This is a genomic window from Streptomyces monticola (genome assembly GCF_042665355.1).
GTDB lineage: Bacteria > Actinomycetota > Actinomycetes > Streptomycetales > Streptomycetaceae > Streptomyces > Streptomyces monticola.
The window spans coordinates 1,259,147-1,276,265 of the sequence record NZ_JBHTCF010000001.1; the positions used below are offsets into that span (position 1 = coordinate 1,259,147).

General features: G+C 71.0%; 14 protein-coding genes. 11 read left to right on the forward strand and 3 right to left on the reverse strand.

From position 1 onward, the window contains the following. Positions 1-85: 85 nt before the first annotated feature. Positions 86-703, reverse strand: a complete 618-nt coding sequence (locus tag ACFQVC_RS05200; RefSeq protein ID WP_381826869.1) for a carboxymuconolactone decarboxylase family protein — start codon at positions 701-703, stop codon at positions 86-88. A 165-nt stretch (positions 704-868) separates the two neighbouring features. Between ACFQVC_RS05200 and ACFQVC_RS05205 the strand changes: the two genes are divergently transcribed. The 8 genes from ACFQVC_RS05205 to ACFQVC_RS05240 all read left to right on the forward strand — a co-directional run bounded on the left by ACFQVC_RS05205 (position 869) and on the right by ACFQVC_RS05240 (position 10,331). Then, positions 869-1,309 carry a PPOX class F420-dependent oxidoreductase gene (locus ACFQVC_RS05205; protein ID WP_381826871.1) on the forward strand — a complete coding sequence of 147 codons (441 nt, stop codon included), beginning with the start codon at positions 869-871 and terminating at the stop codon, positions 1,307-1,309. 132 nt (positions 1,310-1,441) lie between these two features. Beyond that, positions 1,442-2,632, forward strand: coding sequence for an MBL fold metallo-hydrolase (locus tag ACFQVC_RS05210; RefSeq protein ID WP_381826873.1), 1,191 nt, complete (start codon positions 1,442-1,444; stop codon positions 2,630-2,632). A 231-nt stretch (positions 2,633-2,863) separates the two neighbouring features. Beyond that, positions 2,864-5,119, forward strand: a complete 2,256-nt coding sequence (locus ACFQVC_RS05215) for a GH36-type glycosyl hydrolase domain-containing protein (RefSeq protein WP_381826875.1) — start codon at positions 2,864-2,866, stop codon at positions 5,117-5,119. A gap of 1,042 nt (positions 5,120-6,161) precedes the next feature. After that, positions 6,162-8,246: an ATP-binding protein gene (locus tag ACFQVC_RS05220; RefSeq protein ID WP_381826877.1), complete on the forward strand. Its 2,085-nt coding sequence runs from the start codon at positions 6,162-6,164 to the stop codon at positions 8,244-8,246. An 88-nt stretch (positions 8,247-8,334) separates the two neighbouring features. Next, positions 8,335-8,766 (forward strand): roadblock/LC7 domain-containing protein, encoded by a 432-nt coding sequence (locus ACFQVC_RS05225; RefSeq protein ID WP_381826879.1) that lies wholly within the window; start codon positions 8,335-8,337, stop codon positions 8,764-8,766. A gap of 2 nt (positions 8,767-8,768) precedes the next feature. Further along, on the forward strand, positions 8,769-9,143 hold the full coding sequence (locus ACFQVC_RS05230; RefSeq protein ID WP_381826881.1) for a DUF742 domain-containing protein: 375 nt from the start codon (positions 8,769-8,771) through the stop codon (positions 9,141-9,143). Continuing rightward, entirely contained in the window at positions 9,121-9,765 is a 645-nt protein-coding gene (locus ACFQVC_RS05235; protein WP_381826883.1) for a GTP-binding protein, read from the forward strand. The genes ACFQVC_RS05230 and ACFQVC_RS05235 overlap by 23 nt, the downstream gene beginning before the upstream one ends. Further along, on the forward strand, positions 9,762-10,331 hold the full coding sequence (locus ACFQVC_RS05240) for a GAF domain-containing protein (RefSeq protein ID WP_381826885.1): 570 nt from the start codon (positions 9,762-9,764) through the stop codon (positions 10,329-10,331). Before ACFQVC_RS05235 ends, ACFQVC_RS05240 begins: the two co-directional genes overlap by 4 nt. A gap of 192 nt (positions 10,332-10,523) precedes the next feature. On the opposite strand, the gene ACFQVC_RS05245 is transcribed toward ACFQVC_RS05240, so the two are convergent. Together ACFQVC_RS05245 and ACFQVC_RS05250 are read right to left on the reverse strand one after the other, a co-directional pair. Then, a complete protein-coding gene (locus ACFQVC_RS05245) occupies positions 10,524-11,882 on the reverse strand; it encodes an acyl-CoA dehydrogenase family protein (RefSeq protein WP_381826887.1) in 1,359 nt (452 codons plus the stop codon). Positions 11,883-12,985: 1,103 nt separating this feature from the next. Further along, positions 12,986-14,008 carry a LacI family DNA-binding transcriptional regulator gene (locus tag ACFQVC_RS05250; RefSeq protein WP_381827128.1) on the reverse strand — a complete coding sequence of 341 codons (1,023 nt, stop codon included), beginning with the start codon at positions 14,006-14,008 and terminating at the stop codon, positions 12,986-12,988. Positions 14,009-14,257: 249 nt separating this feature from the next. Here ACFQVC_RS05250 and ACFQVC_RS05255 point away from each other — a divergent pair, with 249 nt between their 5' ends. The 3 genes from ACFQVC_RS05255 to ACFQVC_RS05265 all read left to right on the forward strand — a co-directional run bounded on the left by ACFQVC_RS05255 (position 14,258) and on the right by ACFQVC_RS05265 (position 17,105). Beyond that, positions 14,258-15,121 carry an ABC transporter permease gene (locus ACFQVC_RS05255; protein WP_381826889.1) on the forward strand — a complete coding sequence of 288 codons (864 nt, stop codon included), beginning with the start codon at positions 14,258-14,260 and terminating at the stop codon, positions 15,119-15,121. A gap of 124 nt (positions 15,122-15,245) precedes the next feature. Further along, a complete protein-coding gene (locus ACFQVC_RS05260; RefSeq protein WP_381826891.1) occupies positions 15,246-16,274 on the forward strand; it encodes an ABC transporter substrate-binding protein in 1,029 nt (342 codons plus the stop codon). A gap of 6 nt (positions 16,275-16,280) precedes the next feature. Beyond that, on the forward strand, positions 16,281-17,105 hold the full coding sequence (locus ACFQVC_RS05265; protein WP_381826893.1) for an ABC transporter ATP-binding protein: 825 nt from the start codon (positions 16,281-16,283) through the stop codon (positions 17,103-17,105). The last annotated feature ends 14 nt before the right edge of the window (positions 17,106-17,119 follow it).

Sequence of the window (17,119 nt, forward strand, 5' to 3'; positions counted from 1 at the left end):
AGCTCGTTCGGGTGCTTCCTGGGGGCGTGGCCGGCGCGGTGCGGCCGGATTCCGTACGATGCGCGCCCCGCGCACTGACGCCCGGTCACCGTGCCTTCCGGGCCTCCTGTGCCTCCTGTGCCTTCTGTGTCTCCGGCGTTCCCTGTGCCTTTTGTGCGTCCCGTAGATCGCACGACTCCTTGAAGCCCTGGCTCGTCAGGCCCATCGCGGCGTTGAAGCGGGAGCGGAGGTTCTCCACCGCGACCATCATCGTCAGCTCGACGAACGCCGGCTCGCCCAGGCGGTCGACGAGCCGGGCCGCCAACTCGTCGGTGACCTCAGGGGGGTTGGCGGTGGTGGCCTCGGCGTACTCCATGACGTCCCGCTCCAGGTCCGTGTACGCATCGCTTTCGCGCCAGAGCGGGATGTCACGGAGCTTCTTCGGGTCCATCCCGCGCTCGTGGTTCTCCCAGTAGCCGAAATCCATGCACCAGGAGCAGCCGATCGACGCCGCGGAGGCCATCACGGCGAGGGCCTTGAGGTCGGCGTCGAGCTTGTTCCACTTGGCCACCGACTGCTCGAAGCGCAGCTGGCCCCAGAGCAGCCGGGGGTGGTGGGCCGACGCCTTCGCGGGGTCCATGACCTTGCCGTAGGTGCGCTTCGAGTACCACTCCACCACGCGGTAGAAGAGGGTGCGGCGGGGAGTGAGGGAAATCCGGGCCATGGCGGCCACCTCCTGGGTCGGACCGTGTGTCGCCTGTACGACGGGTGGGGGCCCGCGGAATGTGACATGCGGGCCGGACGCCGTGGCGGAGCGCGTGCGTGGGGCGCGTATGCGGGGGCGCGTGGGGGCCGGAATCCTTCGGGGGGTCCGCACGTTGAGCAGGGCATGACGGCAGCAGACGCACATCAGGACGCCTTGTTGAAGCTGGTCTCGGAGCACGCCGGCGGGGTTCTCGTCACCCTCAAGCGCGACGGCCGCCCCCAGCTGTCGAACGTGACGCATCACTACTACCCGCAAGAGCGCGTCATCCGGGTCTCGATCACGGACGACCGGGCCAAGACCCGCAATCTGCGCCGCGACCCCCGGGCCTCCTACCACGTCACCAGCGCCGACCGCTGGGCCTGGACCGTCGCCGAGGGCACCGCCGACCTCACCCCGGTGGCAGCGGATCCGCACGACGCGACGGTGGAGGAGCTCATCGCGCTCTACCGCGACGTGCAGGGCGAGCACCCGGACTGGGACGACTACCGCGCGGCGATGGTCCGCGACCGGCGCCTCGTGCTGCGGCTGCACGTCGAGCGGGCGTACGGCCAGGCGCACCGCTGACCCGGCCGCACGTGCCCGAGCCGCCCCCCTCGCCACTTGGCCCGTTGGTCCGGGCGCCGGACTCCGACCGGCGCTGTCGGACCCGCGGCACATAATGGAAAACCTGACCGACCCACCCCCGCTGGAGGTTCCGTGACCGGCATCCGTCCCCCACGCTCCGGGCTCCGCTCGCTGCAGCCCGACGCCTTCGGCGCGGAGCCGACCGGCGAGCGGCTGGCACGGATCCGCAGATCACCGCACTTCGCCGACGGGCAGTTCAAGAACCCGCTGGGCGCCGGTATCCGTCCCTCCGGTTCGATGCTGGAGTTCGCCTCCAGATACTTCCGCAAGGAGCAGCGGGTCCGCCGCGCCCCGGCGGGCACCGTGCCCGTGCACCCCACCACCCTCGCCGACCTGGCCAAGGCCCCGGCCAGCGGACTGCGCCTGACCTGGATGGGGCACTCCAGCGTGCTCGCCGAGATCGACGGCAGGCGGGTGCTCTTCGACCCGGTCTGGGGCGAGCGCTGCTCGCCCTTCGCGTTCGCCGGGCCCAAGCGGCTGCACCCGGTGCCCGTGCCGCTCGCCGCGCTCGGCCCGGTCGACGCCGTCGTGATCTCCCACGATCACTACGACCACCTCGATATGCCCACCATCAAGGCCCTGGCCGGCACGGACACCGTCTTCGCCGTGCCGCTCGGCGTCGGGGCCCATCTGGAGCACTGGGGCGTGCCCGCCGACCGGATGCGGGAGCTGGACTGGCAGGAGACCACCAAGATCGCGGGTCTGAGCCTGACCGCGACCCCGGCCCGGCACTTCTGCGGGCGCGGCCTGCGCAACCAGCAGCACACGCTCTGGGCCTCCTGGGCCGTGGCCGGTGCCGAGCACCGGATCTACCACAGCGGTGACACGGGCTACTTCCCCGGCTTCAAGGACATCGGCGCAGAGCACGGCCCCTTCGACGCCACGATGATCCAGATCGGTGCCTACTCCGAGTACTGGCCGGACATCCACATGACCCCCGAAGAGGGCGTCCGTACCCACCTCGACCTGCAGGGCGGTGCCCACGGCGCGCTCCTGCCGATCCACTGGGGCACCTTCAATCTCGCCCCGCATCCGTGGGCGGAGCCCGGCGAGGGCACGCTCGCCGCGGCCCGCAAGGCCGGTGTCACCGTCGCCCTGCCGCCGCCCGGCGCACCCTTCGAGCCGGGTTCCGCCGAGCTGCCGCAGACGCCGTGGTGGCGCGGCGTGGCCCCCGGCCCCGCCCCGGCAGAGGCGGCCACGGACCGGGTCACGGCGGGTGGCCCCGAGGACCGCGGGGAGCAGCAGGCGGCACCGGTCGCCTAGCCGGGCATCCACGGACGGGAGGGACGAGTCGGTTCGTCCGGCTCTGCGAACCGGGCGGTCACCGGGCACCCCCCCCCGGGTGCGAGGGTCGATGAGTTCGTATGTCGGCTGGGCCCGGGAGGGTCGATGAGTTCGTATGTCGGCTGGGCCCGGGAGGGTCGATGAGCTCGTACGTCGGTTCGGCCCGGGAGGGGCGATGAGCTCGTACGCCGACAGGGTCCGGGAGGGTCGATGAGTTCCTACGGTGACTGGACCGAGGAGCACGGCCTGCCCGCGTTCGCCCTCCGGTCAGGGGCCGCGCGGCGCCGCGCGTGGAACCGGTTCATCGACCCGCCCACCCGCAGGCGCTGGGTCCATCTCGGCAACCGCCGTCTCACCCTCGTCGCCGACACGGAGGGGCGCAGCGGCCTGTGGGACGAGCACCTCGGGCTCGACTGGCTCACCGAACCCGAGCCGCGGGGCACGGGTGTCAGCACGCTGGAGCCCGTGCCGCCGGACGCGGAACCCTTCGCACCTGATGGCGAGCCCTTCGCACTTGACGGGGAGCCCTTCGCGCCGGACACGGAAGTCCTGAGTTCCGGGGACCCCGAGGCCGAGCTGCTCTTCGGGCCGACCTACGCGCGGGTGCGGGTGGCGCGGCCCGGGGTGCGTCTGGAGCGGACCGTGCTGTGTCCCGAGGGGGAGGCCGCGTATGTCGTCGTCCGCGTCGAGGTCGTCAACTGCGGTGAGCGGGCGGCGCGTTGGCGGCTGAGTGAGGAGTGGGACGTACGGCAGCGGAGCCTCGACTATCTGGAGATCGGGCCGCGCGCGGACGTGCCGACGTACGAAGGCGGCGTCGTGCTCGCGCTCGACGTCGTCGGAGGTGCGGGCGGTGGTGCGCGGGCGCAGGCGCGGGCCGAGGGGCAACAAGGGGTGCTGCGGGTCGGCGTGCCCGTCGAGCTCGCGCCGGGGGAGCGGTACAGCGCCTGGTTCCGCTTCGGGCCCGCCGACGCCGTCGCGGAAGGCCGACTCCTGGCGCCGCAGGACGAGTTCGAGCAGTCCCTCGCCGCCCTCCGCGACCGGCTGCCCCGTGCCGCGGCCCGGCAGGCACCCCAGGCGGCCACCGAAATCCCCTGGCACGCCGCTCTGCTGACCGGCGCCGCCGCCGTCGACGGGCTGCTCGGCGGGCACACCCTGGACCAGGGCTCGGCGTACTCCTACCGGCACGGCTTCAACGGCGCGGCCCGTGACCCGCTGCAGCACGCCCTGCCGCTCGTCTACAGCGAACCCGACCTCGCCCTGTCCGTGCTGCGCAACACCTGCGCGTGGGCCGGCCCCGACGGGGAGCTGCCGTATGCCCTCGACGCGCGCAAGCAGCCCCGCACCGACTTCTTCCGGCCGTCGGACCAGAATCTGTGGGCGCTGTGGCTGGCCGCTGAGTACGCCGCCGCGACGGGAGATCTCGCCGCCTTCGACGCTCCCGTCGGCTTCCACCCCGCCCACGGAGTGCCCGAGGTGCCGCTCGGCGAGCATCTGCGGCGCCAGTTCCGGTACTTCAGGGATGTCGTCGGTACCGGCGAGCACGGGCACGTCCGGATCCGGAACGCCGACTGGAACGACCTGGTGCTCGACGAGGCGGGTGTCGACCGGCAGACGATGATCGAGCGCGGCGAGTCCGTCCTCAACTCCGCCATGGCGGCCTGGGTCCTGCCCGTGTTCGCGGGGCTCGCCGACCGCCTCGGTGACGATGTGACGGCACGTCAGGCACGGTCGTACGGTGAGCAGTTGCGGGAGCGGGTGGCGGGGGAGTGGAACGGGCGCTGGTTCTGCCGGGCGCGCGGGCCCGGCGCCGTGACGGTCGGCGCGGACGATCTCTGGCTCGAGGTGCAGCCCTGGGCGATCCTGTGCGGTGCCGCCGAGGATGACCGGGCCCGCGAACTCCTCGCGACGGTCGACGAGTTGACGCGCAGGGGCTCGCCGCTCGGAGCCCGGCTTCGCCCGCCCGGACCGGACAGTGACCTCGGCGCGGTCTGGTTCGCCGTCAACGCCACCCTGGTGTGGGCGGCGGCCCGGCTCGATCCCGCTCTGGCCTGGGACGAATGGCGGCGTATGACATTGTCCGCGCACACGGCCGCGTACCCCGGGCTGTGGGAGGGCACCCTGTCCGGGCCCGACGCCTATCTGCCGCCCGAGTCCGGGCGGCCAGGACAGACCTGGGTGCTGCCCGAGATCGGCGTCGCCATGCAGTCCTGGCCGGTGGCCAACCAGCACAGCCACGCCCAACCCCTGTTCGCCTACCTGCGGTTGCTCGGCGTCGGCCCCACCCCCGAGGGCCGGCTGACGGTGGCGGGCGGCGCCCACTTCGAAAGCCGCACCTTCACCGTCCACCCCGACGGCTCGGGCCGGCTCCACACCACGGGCCCGACCGAGATCGTGACCCCGTCCGGGACGGTACGGGGCGGGTCGGGGGAGATTGCTTGGGGCGGCGGCTTGGGAGGCTCGGGCTGAGCGGGCGGATCGTGCGGCTCGGGCTGACCGGGCGGATCGTGCGGCTCGGGCTGACCGGGCGGATCGTGCGGCTCGGGCTGAGCGTGCGGATCGGTCGGGGCGGGTCGGGCGGTCTGGGTGATCCGGGCGGTCCCGGTGATCCGGACGGCTTGGGCGGCCTCGGCGGGCCTTTGGGGCCTGGCGGTTCGGGCGGCCTTGGCGGGCCTGTTGGGCTGCGGGCCAGTTGGGCCAGTTGGGGATGTCGGGACTGCCAGGTCCATCGGGTCCGCCGGGCCTGTCGGGTTTGGTGGGCCGGGTGGATCTTGCGGCGCTGGCGGGCCTGTCGGTCCTGGCGGGCCGGGTGGGCGTGTCGGACCGAGGTGTCCTGTCGGTACCGGCAGGCCCGGTGGTCCTGACGGTCTCGACGATCCGGCTGGGGTGCGTGAACCTGACAGCCCTGCCAGGACTGGCGGGGGTCTCACGGGTGCGGGCTGAACTCGCGTACCCGGATTCGAGATTCGTGTCCCGCAGTGAGAGCCCGGCCGCACCCCGGCGCGGGGGCGCGAGGTGGTCGGCATGCGCCGTGCGCCGGACGCGGCGTGCCGTTGGGAGCCCCACTGCGCCCGGACCGCGATACCGGTGGTGCGGGGAGGCGCCCGGTCCCGTGCCCGCCCTCAGGTCGTCGACCGCGTTCCGTGAGCGTGAACGTGGGATTCCGGCGCGGGGGCCGGTGGCCGCCAGGGGCCGCGCCCCGTGGCGCCCGCCCCGCCGCGGGGCTCGCGGACCCTCCCGCATACTCACGGGAACACCCGTCCGACCTGCGATTCGGTCGATTGTGCGGGGCATCATGCCAGAGTGGGAAGCGGTTCGCTGGAGTTTGTCAACTGCCCGCCGTACTTGATGCGTTGGCGACTACCGTGTGTGCCCGTCGATCAACGCAGGGCGCATCCCGTGCTGCGCGGTGATCGGCGCCGCGATGCCGTATGCCCTCCCGGACCGCACTGCATCGCACCGCACAGCACCGCACCCAGTCCGCACACACCGAGTCCACTCGAGGACGCTGATGTCTCACCTTCGCGAACCGGCCGCACGCGCAGACCGCCGTGAGGGCGGACGCCACGGCAGGCCGGGCCCTCGCGCCGCTCAGCATCTGCCCGAGACCCATATACGCCGACAACTCTTCCGCACCGCGGTCCTGCCCGCCGTCGCCGTGGCCCTGTGCGGTGCGGCCGCCGTGCTGTTCACCCTCCGGTCGACGGGTGTGCGGCCCACGCCCGAGCTGTGGGCCGTCCTGACCGGAGCCGCGACCGTCGCCGCCGCCGGGATCGGCGCCGCCGCCGTGTCGGCCGACCGCAGCGCGCGCGCCATCCTCGACCGCCTCGCCGCCTTCCGCCGCAACACCGCCCGCAGCCAGGCCGATCTGCGCGGCCTCGTCGAGCAGCTGCGGCGCGGCGAAGGCGTGTCCGCGCGCCGTTCGACGACTCCGCCCAGGGCCGTTTCGGGCGATGAATTCGACCAGCTGGCCCATGAGTTGACCCGGGCCCACGACATCGCCGTGGCGTCCGTCGTGCAGGCCTCGCAGCTCTCCAGCCACGCGGGCAGCGAGCAGAAGGTCGAGGTCTTCGTGAACCTCGCCCGCAGGCTGCAGTCCCTGGTGCACCGCGAGATCCAGCTCCTCGACGAGCTGGAGAACGAAGTGGAGGACCCGGAGCTGCTCAAGGGGCTCTTCCACGTCGACCACCTGGCGACCCGGATCCGGCGGCACGCGGAGAACCTCGCCGTCCTCGGCGGCGCCATCTCGCGCCGCCAGTGGTCCAACCCGGTCACCATGACGGAGGTGCTCCGGTCCTCGATCGCCGAGGTCGAGCAGTATTCGCGGGTCAAGCTGGTGCCGCCGATCGACGGCACCCTGCGCGGGCACGCCGTCGCCGACGTCATCCACCTGCTCGCCGAACTCGTCGAGAACGCCTCGGTGTTCTCCGCCCCGCACACCCAGGTACTGCTGCGCGCCAGTCATGTGACGGCGGGCCTCGCCGTGGAGGTGGAGGACCGGGGCCTCGGCATGCCCGTCACCGAGCAGAACAAGATGAACGCCCTGCTCTCCGACCCCGACCAGGTCAATGTGGCGAGCCTGCTCTCGGACGGGCGTATCGGTCTCTTCGTGGTCTCGGCGCTGGCCCGCAGGCATGGCATCGCGGTACGTCTGCAGACCAATATCTACGGCGGAGTCCAGGCGGTCATCGTGCTCCCGCAGGGGCTGCTCGGCGCAGACTCGCAGGCCGCCACGGACGAAGCCAAGCAAGCCAAGGAGGGGCAGCAGGGACAGCAGGGACAACAGGCCGAGCAGGCCCAGCAGGCCCAGCAGGCCCAACAGGCAGTGGGCGCAGCGGAGTCGGAGTCCGCCGCCACCGCCACCGCCCCCGCCCCCGCCCCGGAGCAGCTCACCGCCCCGCCCGCCGCCGTACCCGAACCGGCGCAGCTCTCCCGTAGCGCCGATGCCCCCGCTCTGACCCTGCACACCGCGGCCCCTACGCATGTGGCGCACGTACCGCAGCAGCCGGCACGCGACGAGGCCCCTGCCGGAGTGGGCGGCGCCGCACCGCTGCCCGTGCGCGGCGCGCACGAGGAGCGGCCCACGCCCGCCGACGCCGTCCCGGGCATCAGGCCCGGGGAGCGGGCCGCGGCCGAGGGGCACAGCTCACCGCAGTCGGGCGGGCTGCCCGGGTCTGCGGGACCGTCGGGCCCCGCCGTGCGCGGCACCATGGGCCGGCCCCAGCTGCCCAAGCGGCGCGCCCAGGAGCACCTGGTCCCGCAGCTGCGGGACGCCCCGGCGGCCCCGCCCCAGGACGACGGGCACCTCGTGGGCCACGACCCGGGCCTCATGGCCGCCTTCCAGCGCGGCATCGGGATGGCCGAGGGCCACGGCGACCCGCAGCAGCACCACAGCCAGTACGACCAGCACAGCCAGAACGGCCAGCACAGCCAGTACGGCCAGACCAGTCAGAACGGCCAGAACGGCCAGAACGGCAGCCCCGTACCCCAGCAGTCCCACGACCACCCGGGCGCCGAAGACCAGCACCCGGGCACCGGCCCTCGCCATGCGCACCACGACAGCGCCCGGCACGGGGGAGCCGAACCGGCCGGGTGACCCCGCGCCGGCCGCACCCTCTCGCAGGCCGCACCCCCACGAACTCCCGCAAGCAGACGCCCGTACCCCCCCAAGGAGTCGATCCCCCATGGCGAGCGATGTGCCGACCGGCCAGGTTTCCGACCTCGACTGGCTGTTGAGCGGCCTCGTGCAGCGCGTTCCGCACACACGCAGTGCGGTTCTGCTCTCCTCCGACGGACTGGTGAAATCGGTCCACGGCCTCGACCCGGACAGCGCCGACCACATGGCGGCCCTCGCCTCCGGCCTCTACTCGCTGGGCAGAAGCGCGGGCGCGCGCTTCGGGGACGGCGGTGAAGTACGCCAGGTCGTGGTCGAGTTGGCGCACAGCCTGCTCTTCGTCTCCACCGCGGGCTCCGGCACCTGCCTCGCCGTACTCGCGGGCCGTGACGCCGACGCCGCGGTCCTCGGCTACGAGATGGCGATGCTCGTCAAGAGCGTGCGGCCCTACCTGGTCACGCCCGCGAGGCAGACCGCCGAACCCTCGGCATTGAGGCCTTGAACGTGGCGGCCCCGCAGGACGGGCCGTGGCTCGACGACGCTGCCGGCAGGCTCGTCCGCCCCTACACGGTGAGCAATGGCAGGACCCGCCCGACGGCCCCGCTCGATCTGCTCTCCCTGGTGATGCCCACGGGTACGGCGCCCGGGGGCCATATGGGTCCCGAACACTCACAGGCCCTCGGCCTGTGCGACGCGGGACCCACCTCGGTCGCCGAGATCGCGGCGCAGCTGCGGCTGCCCGCCGTGGTGACCAAGGTGCTTCTCTCCGATCTCGTCGACTGCGGGGCGCTCACCGCGAAGGCCCCCGCGTTCCGCCACAACCCCACTGACCGGTCCCTATTGGAGGCAGTGCTCGATGGTCTACGACGACGGCTCTGACCCCTACGCCGCCGACACCTTCGACGCCGGGGACGAGTTCCCGGCGGACGACGGCTTTCCGAACGCGCTGAAGATCCTCATCGCGGGCGGGTTCGGGGTCGGCAAGACGACCTTCGTGGGTGCGGTCAGCGAGATCGAGCCGCTGAGCACGGAGGAACTCCTCACCACGGTCAGCGTCGCCACCGACAGCCTGGACGGTGTGGAGAGCAAGACCACCACGACCGTGGCCATGGACTTCGGACGGATCACGCTCGACAAGGGGCATGTGCTCTATCTCTTCGGCACGCCGGGCCAGGAACGCTTCTGGTTCATGTGGGACGAGCTCTCCGACGGCGCGCTCGGTGCCGTCGTGCTCGCCGACACCCGCCGGCTGCAGGACTGCTTCTCCGCCGTGGACTTCTTCGAACGGCGCGGCATCGGCTTCGTCGTCGCCGTCAACGAGTTCGACGGCTCCTACCGCTACGAGCCGGAGGAGGTGCGCGCCGCCATCGACCTGCGGCCCGACGTGCCGGTGCTCCTCTGCGACGCGCGCATCTCCAGCTCGGGCATCCAGACCCTGGTGACCCTCGTCCAGCATCTGCTCACCACCACCCCGGCACCGAGCTACGGAGCGACCACATGACGTACGACCCGACCGGCCATCTGCTGCTGACCCCCGTCGACAAGGAGGCGCCGGGCCGGGTGCAGCGGCTGCGGCAGCTGGGGCTCGGCGATCAGGCGGATCCGGCCTTCGACGCCTTCGCCGACCGGCTCGCCGAGGTCACAGGGGCGCCGTTCTCGATGGTCAACTTCATTGATGAGAACCGGCAGTTCTTCGCCGGTCTGCACACCCCGCAGGGCTCCCACTCCGGCACCGACCTCGGAGCGGCGGCGGCCGGCAGCGGGGTGAGCCGCTATATGGCCCGCGACCACGGCTACTGCCCGCATGTGGTGGTACGGCGCAAGGCACTCGTCCTGGAAGACGTCTGCGACTACCCGCGCTTCGCGGGCAACCCGGTCGTCGACGAGATCGGTATCCGCTCCTATCTGGGAGCGCCGCTCATCGACCGCACCGGTATGGCGCTCGGCACGATCTGCGTGGTCGACACCGAGCCGCGCCCCTGGGGGAGGGCGGGGCTCGAAACGATCAAGTCGCTCGCCGCCGAGATGATCGAGCAGATCCATCGCCGCGAGGACGGCCGGATCTGACGGCTCCCGGGCGCGGCGGGCCGCCGCACGACGGCGGCCCTTGGGTGCGTACGACCCGCGCGACCTGTGTGGCCTGAGTGGCCTGCGAGGCCTGAGTGGCCTGTGCCAACTGTATTGGTTTGTGCCAACTGCACTGGCCTGTTCGGTCTGTTCGGCTTGCTTGGCCTGTTCGGCTTGCTCGGCCGGGTGCGGTCAGACGACCGCGGCCCGTACGGTCGCCCCACGCGAAGTGACGGCCGCGGCAGCGGTGTGTCTGCGCTGTGCCGGTACGTGGGGTTCGCCGTCGGCGTGTAAGGCCTCGGGTTCGGCCCGTACCCCGCCGGCTTCCGTACGTCCTGCCACGGCCTCGGGTCGTCCGACGACGGCCTCGGTGCGTACGACATCGGAGAGCCGCTCCGACCAGCTGCCCTTGGCCGAGCCGAGCGCCACCTCGGCGAGACGGAGCAGCTGGATGTCCGAGGTGCCCGCGGGCGCGAAGATATGGTGCGCGTCGCGCAGATAACGCTCGATGGGGCGGTCCGTGAACAGACCGGCCGCCGCGTGGATCTCCATCGCGTTGCGCGCGGAGTCCAGGGCCGATTCGACGTTCACCAGCTTGGCGTTCATCAACTCGGCGTCACAGGACTGCCCTTGGTCGAGCAGATGCGCCGCGTGATAGGCCGCCAGGCGCGCCGTCATCAGACGCGACTGCATCTGTCCCAGCTTCAGCTTGATGTTGGCGAGCGCGTGCAGCGGCTTGCCGTAGCGCTGCCGCTCCTCGCTGAAGCGCGTGCACTCTTCGAGTAACGCCTGGTGGATGCCGAGGGAGACCGCTGTGAGGTTGGCCCGCCCGTACAGGACGCTGGAGGAGTACGCGACCGCGAGGCCGTCGCCCTCCTCGCCCAGCCGATTGGACGCGGGGACACGGCAGTTGTCGAAGTACAGCTCGCCGAAGCTGAAGCCGTGCAGTCCCATCGTGTCGCGCTGTTCGCCGAGTGAGAAGCCGGGCCTGTCCGATTCCACGAGGAAGGCCGTGAGGCCCTTGGAGCCGGGGCCCGTACGGACGACGACGCCATGGAGGTCGCCCACATGGCTGTTGCCGACGTATACCTTTCGGCCATTGAGGATGTAGTCCTCTCCGTCGCGCACCGCGCTCGCGGTCATACCGAGCACATGACCGCCCGACTCGGGCTCGGTGACGGCGATGGTGGGCAGGCAGTCGCCTGCGGCCACGGCCGGCAGCCAGGTCTTCTTCTGTGCGTCGCTGCCGAAGTGGACGATCTTCGCGACGCCGAGCTGCGAGGCCTGCACCATCGCGCCCATCGCGCCGCTGACCCGGGACAACTCCTCGATGATGATGGTCTTCGCGAGGTGCCCGGCGCCCATGCCGCCGTGCTCCCTTGAGATGGTCGCGCCTATCCAGCCCTGCCGGGCGATCAGCCGGGAAAGTTCATGCTGAACGGTGCGGGTCGCCTCCATCGCGGGTATGCGCGGCCGGACTTCCTGTTCGGCGAAGCCACGGACGTGTGCGCGGAGTTGATGGTGGAGCCGACTGGTGAAGTAGTCGCCCATCGCGAGCCCTCCTGTGCGGTTCGCCTGCTCGTGGGGGGAGAACGAGCAGGTGGTGCATCAGCAGTGGTCCCGTCCCGACCAGGCCACCACACCATCTTGTTGAAACTTGGCCAAGGTACAAGATCGCTCTGAAAACTTGGCCCAAATACAGATAGTTGACGTTTGGTTTGGATTGTGCGCGGTGTGGTATGGCCCGTTCGGCCCACCTCCCTGGCATTCCCCTCGGACTTCTCGGTGCCACATGCCAAAGGCAAAGGTTTCGTGGGCATATGGCACCGAGGGTCATCTGACGGGCCTCAGATGCTCAGAGTGTCGCCATCCGGGGAAAGAATTCGGACACTGTTGTCCTGCGCGGCGCAGCAAGTGGACTCTCTGAGCGGCCTCGGATGTATCGCATCCTGAGACGGCGCAACCAGAGTGGTGGGCACGTTTCTGCTGCTCGCGTGGTTCGTGTGGTGTGCACGGTGCGGAAGTCATGACGCGCGGAGTGCGGCCTCCAGTTGCTCGCCTCGACCTCGCGGGCCCACCCGGTCTCTCCGTGCCGACGCGGAGGGCCTGACGAAAGTGCTGGTCAGGGTCGCATTGCTGGGGAGCAAGGGGTCATTCGCAGCCGTCCGCCTGCACCGGCGGCACCGTGCGAGCGTGTCGTATGCCCGTCCGTGGGGACCGTCACTCACACGGGATTCTCCCCCCGCTGCACAGGGATCTCCCGCGGCCCGTACGCCACAGGGTCCTTCACCAGGGCGAAAACAGCCCTGCTGTCCGGAAGTTGTACCCCGCAACCGAATGTCGTTCTTCGGCCATGACCCTCAAACGGCTTGATGCGCGTGCGGCGCGAAGTGGCACTCGGGGGTGTGATCAGCGCAAGGTGGTGGCCCACAGCGCGCGCCAGGGCGTGTTCGCGGGCCCCGGGCGCCGTCGTGGCGGATCAGGTGAACTCGCCCTGAGCTGGGGAAACGTGGGGTGGGCCGGACGGTCCCGGGCGAGGCGCACACATCATCGACTGCCGTGGACGCGGTGGGCTTCACTTGCGGTGGGCGCGGGAGCGGCAGGTACCGCTGGGCGTAACGCCGTTGCCGCGCGCGGGCGTTGAGGTCGTGGTCTCAGGGCAGGGAGCCGGGCCGCCTCGTGCTGGCGCGCAGGACGACCTCACCGGGCACCCGCTCCACGCGTGAACGCGTCCCGCGGGGTTCGCGCAGGGCCAGGGCGATGGCGCTCTGCCCCATGCGGGCCAGCGGAAGGGCCACCGTGGTGAGGGGCGGGGTGAGTTCGCGTACGAGAGGGATGTCGTCGAAGCCCGCCAGGGAGATGTCCTCCGGCACCCGCACCCCGTGCTCACGGAACGCGGCGAGTGCGCCGACGGCCATCACGTCGGTGACCGCGAAGACACAGGTGGGCCGTCGCCCCCGGGCGAGGAGTTCGACGGCCGCGGCATGGCCGCCGTCACGCGTGAACGCGCCGCGCACGATCCGCCCCGCGGGCAGCGCGACCCCCGCCGCGGCGAGCGCCGCACGGAAGCCGGTGAGCCGGTCGGCGACCGTGGTGAGTTCGGCGGGACCGGTGAGCACCGCGAACTCCCGGTGCCCCAGGGCGAGTAGAGCGCGGGCGAGATCGGCGGCGCCCGCGTGGTTCTCGGGCAGCACCGTGTCGACGCGCAGGCTGCGGTGCCGGCTGACGACGGCCACGCGGCCACCGGCCGTTATATAGGGGGTGAGTTCGGCGTCCAGCTGCCGCTCCCATGCGCGGTCCTCGATGCCGGAACCGATCAGCAGGATGGCGCGGGCCCGCTGGGCGCGCAGCATCGAGACATACGCGATCTCGCGGCCCGGCGCGCGGAACGTGGACGCCAGCATCACGAGCACGCCCTGCTCGGCCGCGGCCCGCATGACACCGCCGGCGACGGCCGCGAAGTAGGGATCGCTGACGTCATGGCAGATGACACCGACCGTGTTGTTGGAGGCGCTGGCGAGCGCCTGGGCATGGGCGTTGGGGATATAGCCGAGCTCCGCGGCCGCGGTGAGCACCCGGCGGCGCAGCTCGTCGCGGACCCGGGTGGTGCCGTTGAGCGCGCGCGAGGCCGTGGCGGGGGAGACGCCCGCGGCGGCGGCCACGGTGTGCAGGGTCACGGGGAGCGGTGCGATCTGGCGTGGACGTTCCCGTTCACTCACTGCGCCCCCTTCGGGCGTGGTGGCTGAGGGGTGCCCGGGGAAACTTCCCGACGGCCTCTTGACCGTGCTCGCGGGCGGTCATTAGCGTGACTGACATCGTATCAGAAAGCGCTTTCTGAAAGCGTTTTCGGACCTACGGAAGTCGCGTCGGCCGATCTCAGCTCGCTCCAATCGCTCCAACCACCTGCGGATACAGGGGAGTTACTCGTGAGCCAGAGCGCACTGTCCGCACCGCCCGGCAGGACAGCGGGCGTTGCCGTACGTGAGCGTCCGGGGCTGCGGCAGCGGACCCGGGAAGCCGCCGAGAAGAGCTGGCGCCCGGTGGCCCTGCTGCTCGCCTGTTTCGCCGCCTGGTGGGTGATCGCCGCCGCCGAACTCGTCGAGCCCTACCTCGTGCCGTCGCCGGGAGCCACGCTCGACGTGATGCTCGACAAGACGGACTACCTCTGGCAGCACAGCTGGGTGACCACGTACGAGACGCTGCTCGGCTTTGTGATCGCGGTGGCCGTGGGTGTGCTCGCGGCGGTCGTCATGGTCTACTCGGCCACCGTCGAGAAGACCCTCTATCCGATCCTGCTGTTCGCCCAGGTCGTCCCGAAGATCGCCATCGCGCCGCTGTTCGTGGTGTGGCTGGGCTTCGGGATCGCGCCGAAGATCCTGATCGCCGTGCTCATCGCGTTCTTCCCGGTCGTCATCTCCATGGTCACCGGGCTCAAGGCCGTCGACCCGGAGATGCTGCAGCTCTCCTCGACGATGGGCGCGAGCCCCTGGCAGACCTTTGTGAAGATCCGCCTTCCGGCCTCGCTGCCGCATCTGTTCTCCGGCCTGAAAGTGGCTGTGACGCTGGCCGTCACCGGCGCCGTCGTCGGTGAGTTCGTCGGCGCCAACGAGGGCCTCGGCTATGTGATTCTGCAGGCCAACGGCAACCTCGACACCCCGATGCTGTTCGCGGGGCTGCTGGTGATGTCGCTGATCGGCGTGGTCCTCTTCGTCCTCGTCGAGATCGCCGAACATCTGCTGCTGCCATGGCACGCGAGCCGCAGGGACGCCTCCGCCACCACCGCGTACTGAGCGCGACAGACCTACCACCGCCGCCCGCTGCCTGCCGTTTGAGCCGTCGCCCGCCCGCCACGGTGACGGCGCACCGACCTCCTCGGCCAAGGCCACCGATCCCAGTGAAAGGGCCGTCCCCCCCATGACCCCGCGCAGATCCCTGACCGGCCTCGTCCCGCTGCTGCTCGTCGCCGCCACCGCCACCGCCTGCGGCGGGGACGACTCCGCGACGAGCACCAGTGACTCCGGCAAGAAACTCGACAAGGTGACCCTGACGCTCAACTGGTATCCGTACGGCGAACACGCGCCCTTCTACTACGGCAAACAGCAGAAGATCTTCGAGAAGCACGGCATCGACCTGCAGATACAGGCCGGGCAGGGCTCGCAGAAGACCGTGCAGGCCACCGGTGCAGGGCAGAGCGACTTCGGCTGGGCGGACACCCCGGCGGTGCTCGCGGGCGTCGAGTCGGGTGTGAAGGTCAAGAGCCTCGGTGTCTTCCTGCAGACCACACCGGCGTCCGTGCAGTTCTTCGCCGACCAGGACATCAAGGCGCCCGCCGACCTCAAGGGCAAGACCGTCGCGGGCACCACGGGCGACGCCCTGTCACGTACCTTCCCGGCGTTCCTGAAGGCCAACGACCTCAAGGAGTCGGACGTCAAGGTCCAGAACACCGACCCCGCGGGCAAGATCGCCGCAGTGATCTCCGGCAAGACGGACGGACTCCTCGGCTACGCCAGCGACCAGGGCCCGATCATGCAGAACAAGGCCAAGAAGGACGTCGCGTATCTGCGCTTCTCCGAGCACGGCCTCAACTTCTACTCCAACGGCCTGATCGCCGGGCAGCAGGTGCTGCAGGGCAGGAAGGACCTGGCCGCCCGGATGGCGAAGGCGGTCAGCGAGTCCTGGAGTGCCGCCGAGAAGTCACCCGGGCCCGCCGTCGCCGCCATGGACGGCGCATCGGACCAACTCCCGCCCGAGGGCGTCCTGTCGGAGCAGTTCAAGACGACCCTGACCCTGCTGCACACCGACGCGACCAAGGGCAAGGCGCCCGGCGTCAACACCGACGGCGACTGGCAGCAGACCATCGACGTGTTCAAGCAGGCCGGCATGGTCAAGGACGGCAAGCCGGTCGCCGACTACTGGGCCTCGGACGCGGCCGTGAAGGGCTGACTGACCATGCCGAACGACGTGACGGTGCGCAAGGACAGTCCGGTACCGCGCGAGGCCGGTGCGCCCTCCGTGCGGATCGACGGCGTCGATGTGCGCTTCCGCAGCAAGAAACGCGATGTCACCGCGCTGCGCGAGGTCTCCGTCGATGTGGCCATGGGGGAGTTCGTGGCGATCGTCGGCCCCTCGGGCTGCGGCAAGTCCACTCTGCTGAAGCTGGTCGCCGGCCTGCTCGCACCGTCCAGGGGTGAAGTGCGCCTGCAGGGCGAGCGGGTGAGCGGGCCGCGCCACGACATCGGCTATGTCTTCCAGCGTGCCGCGCTTCTGGAGTGGCGCTCCGCCCGCCGCAACATCCTTCTCCAGGCGGAGATGCGGAAGATGCCCGCGCAGCAGGCACGCGCGCGTGCCTGCGAACTGGTCGCGATGACCGGTCTCGAGGGTTTCGAGGACGCCTATCCGCACGAGCTGTCCGGAGGTATGCAGCAGCGCGTCGCCCTGTGCCGGGCGCTGCTGCACCAGCCGCCCGTGCTCCTCATGGACGAGCCCTTCGGTGCCCTGGACGCGCTCACCCGCGAGCAGATGAACATCGAACTGCACCGCATCTGGCGCGAGACCGGCACGACGATCCTCCTGGTCACGCACTCCATCGCCGAGGCCGTCTATCTCGCCGACCGCGTCGTGGTGATGAGCCCGCGCCCCGGCACGATCACGGAGATCATCGACGTGGGCCTGCCCGCGCGCCGTGACTACGCCGAGACCATGGGACGCGACGAGTTCCGGGACGCGACGACACACATCCGGGGGCTGCTCGGTACGGCGGCGGCGGGCGACTGAGCCTCAGCCCCACT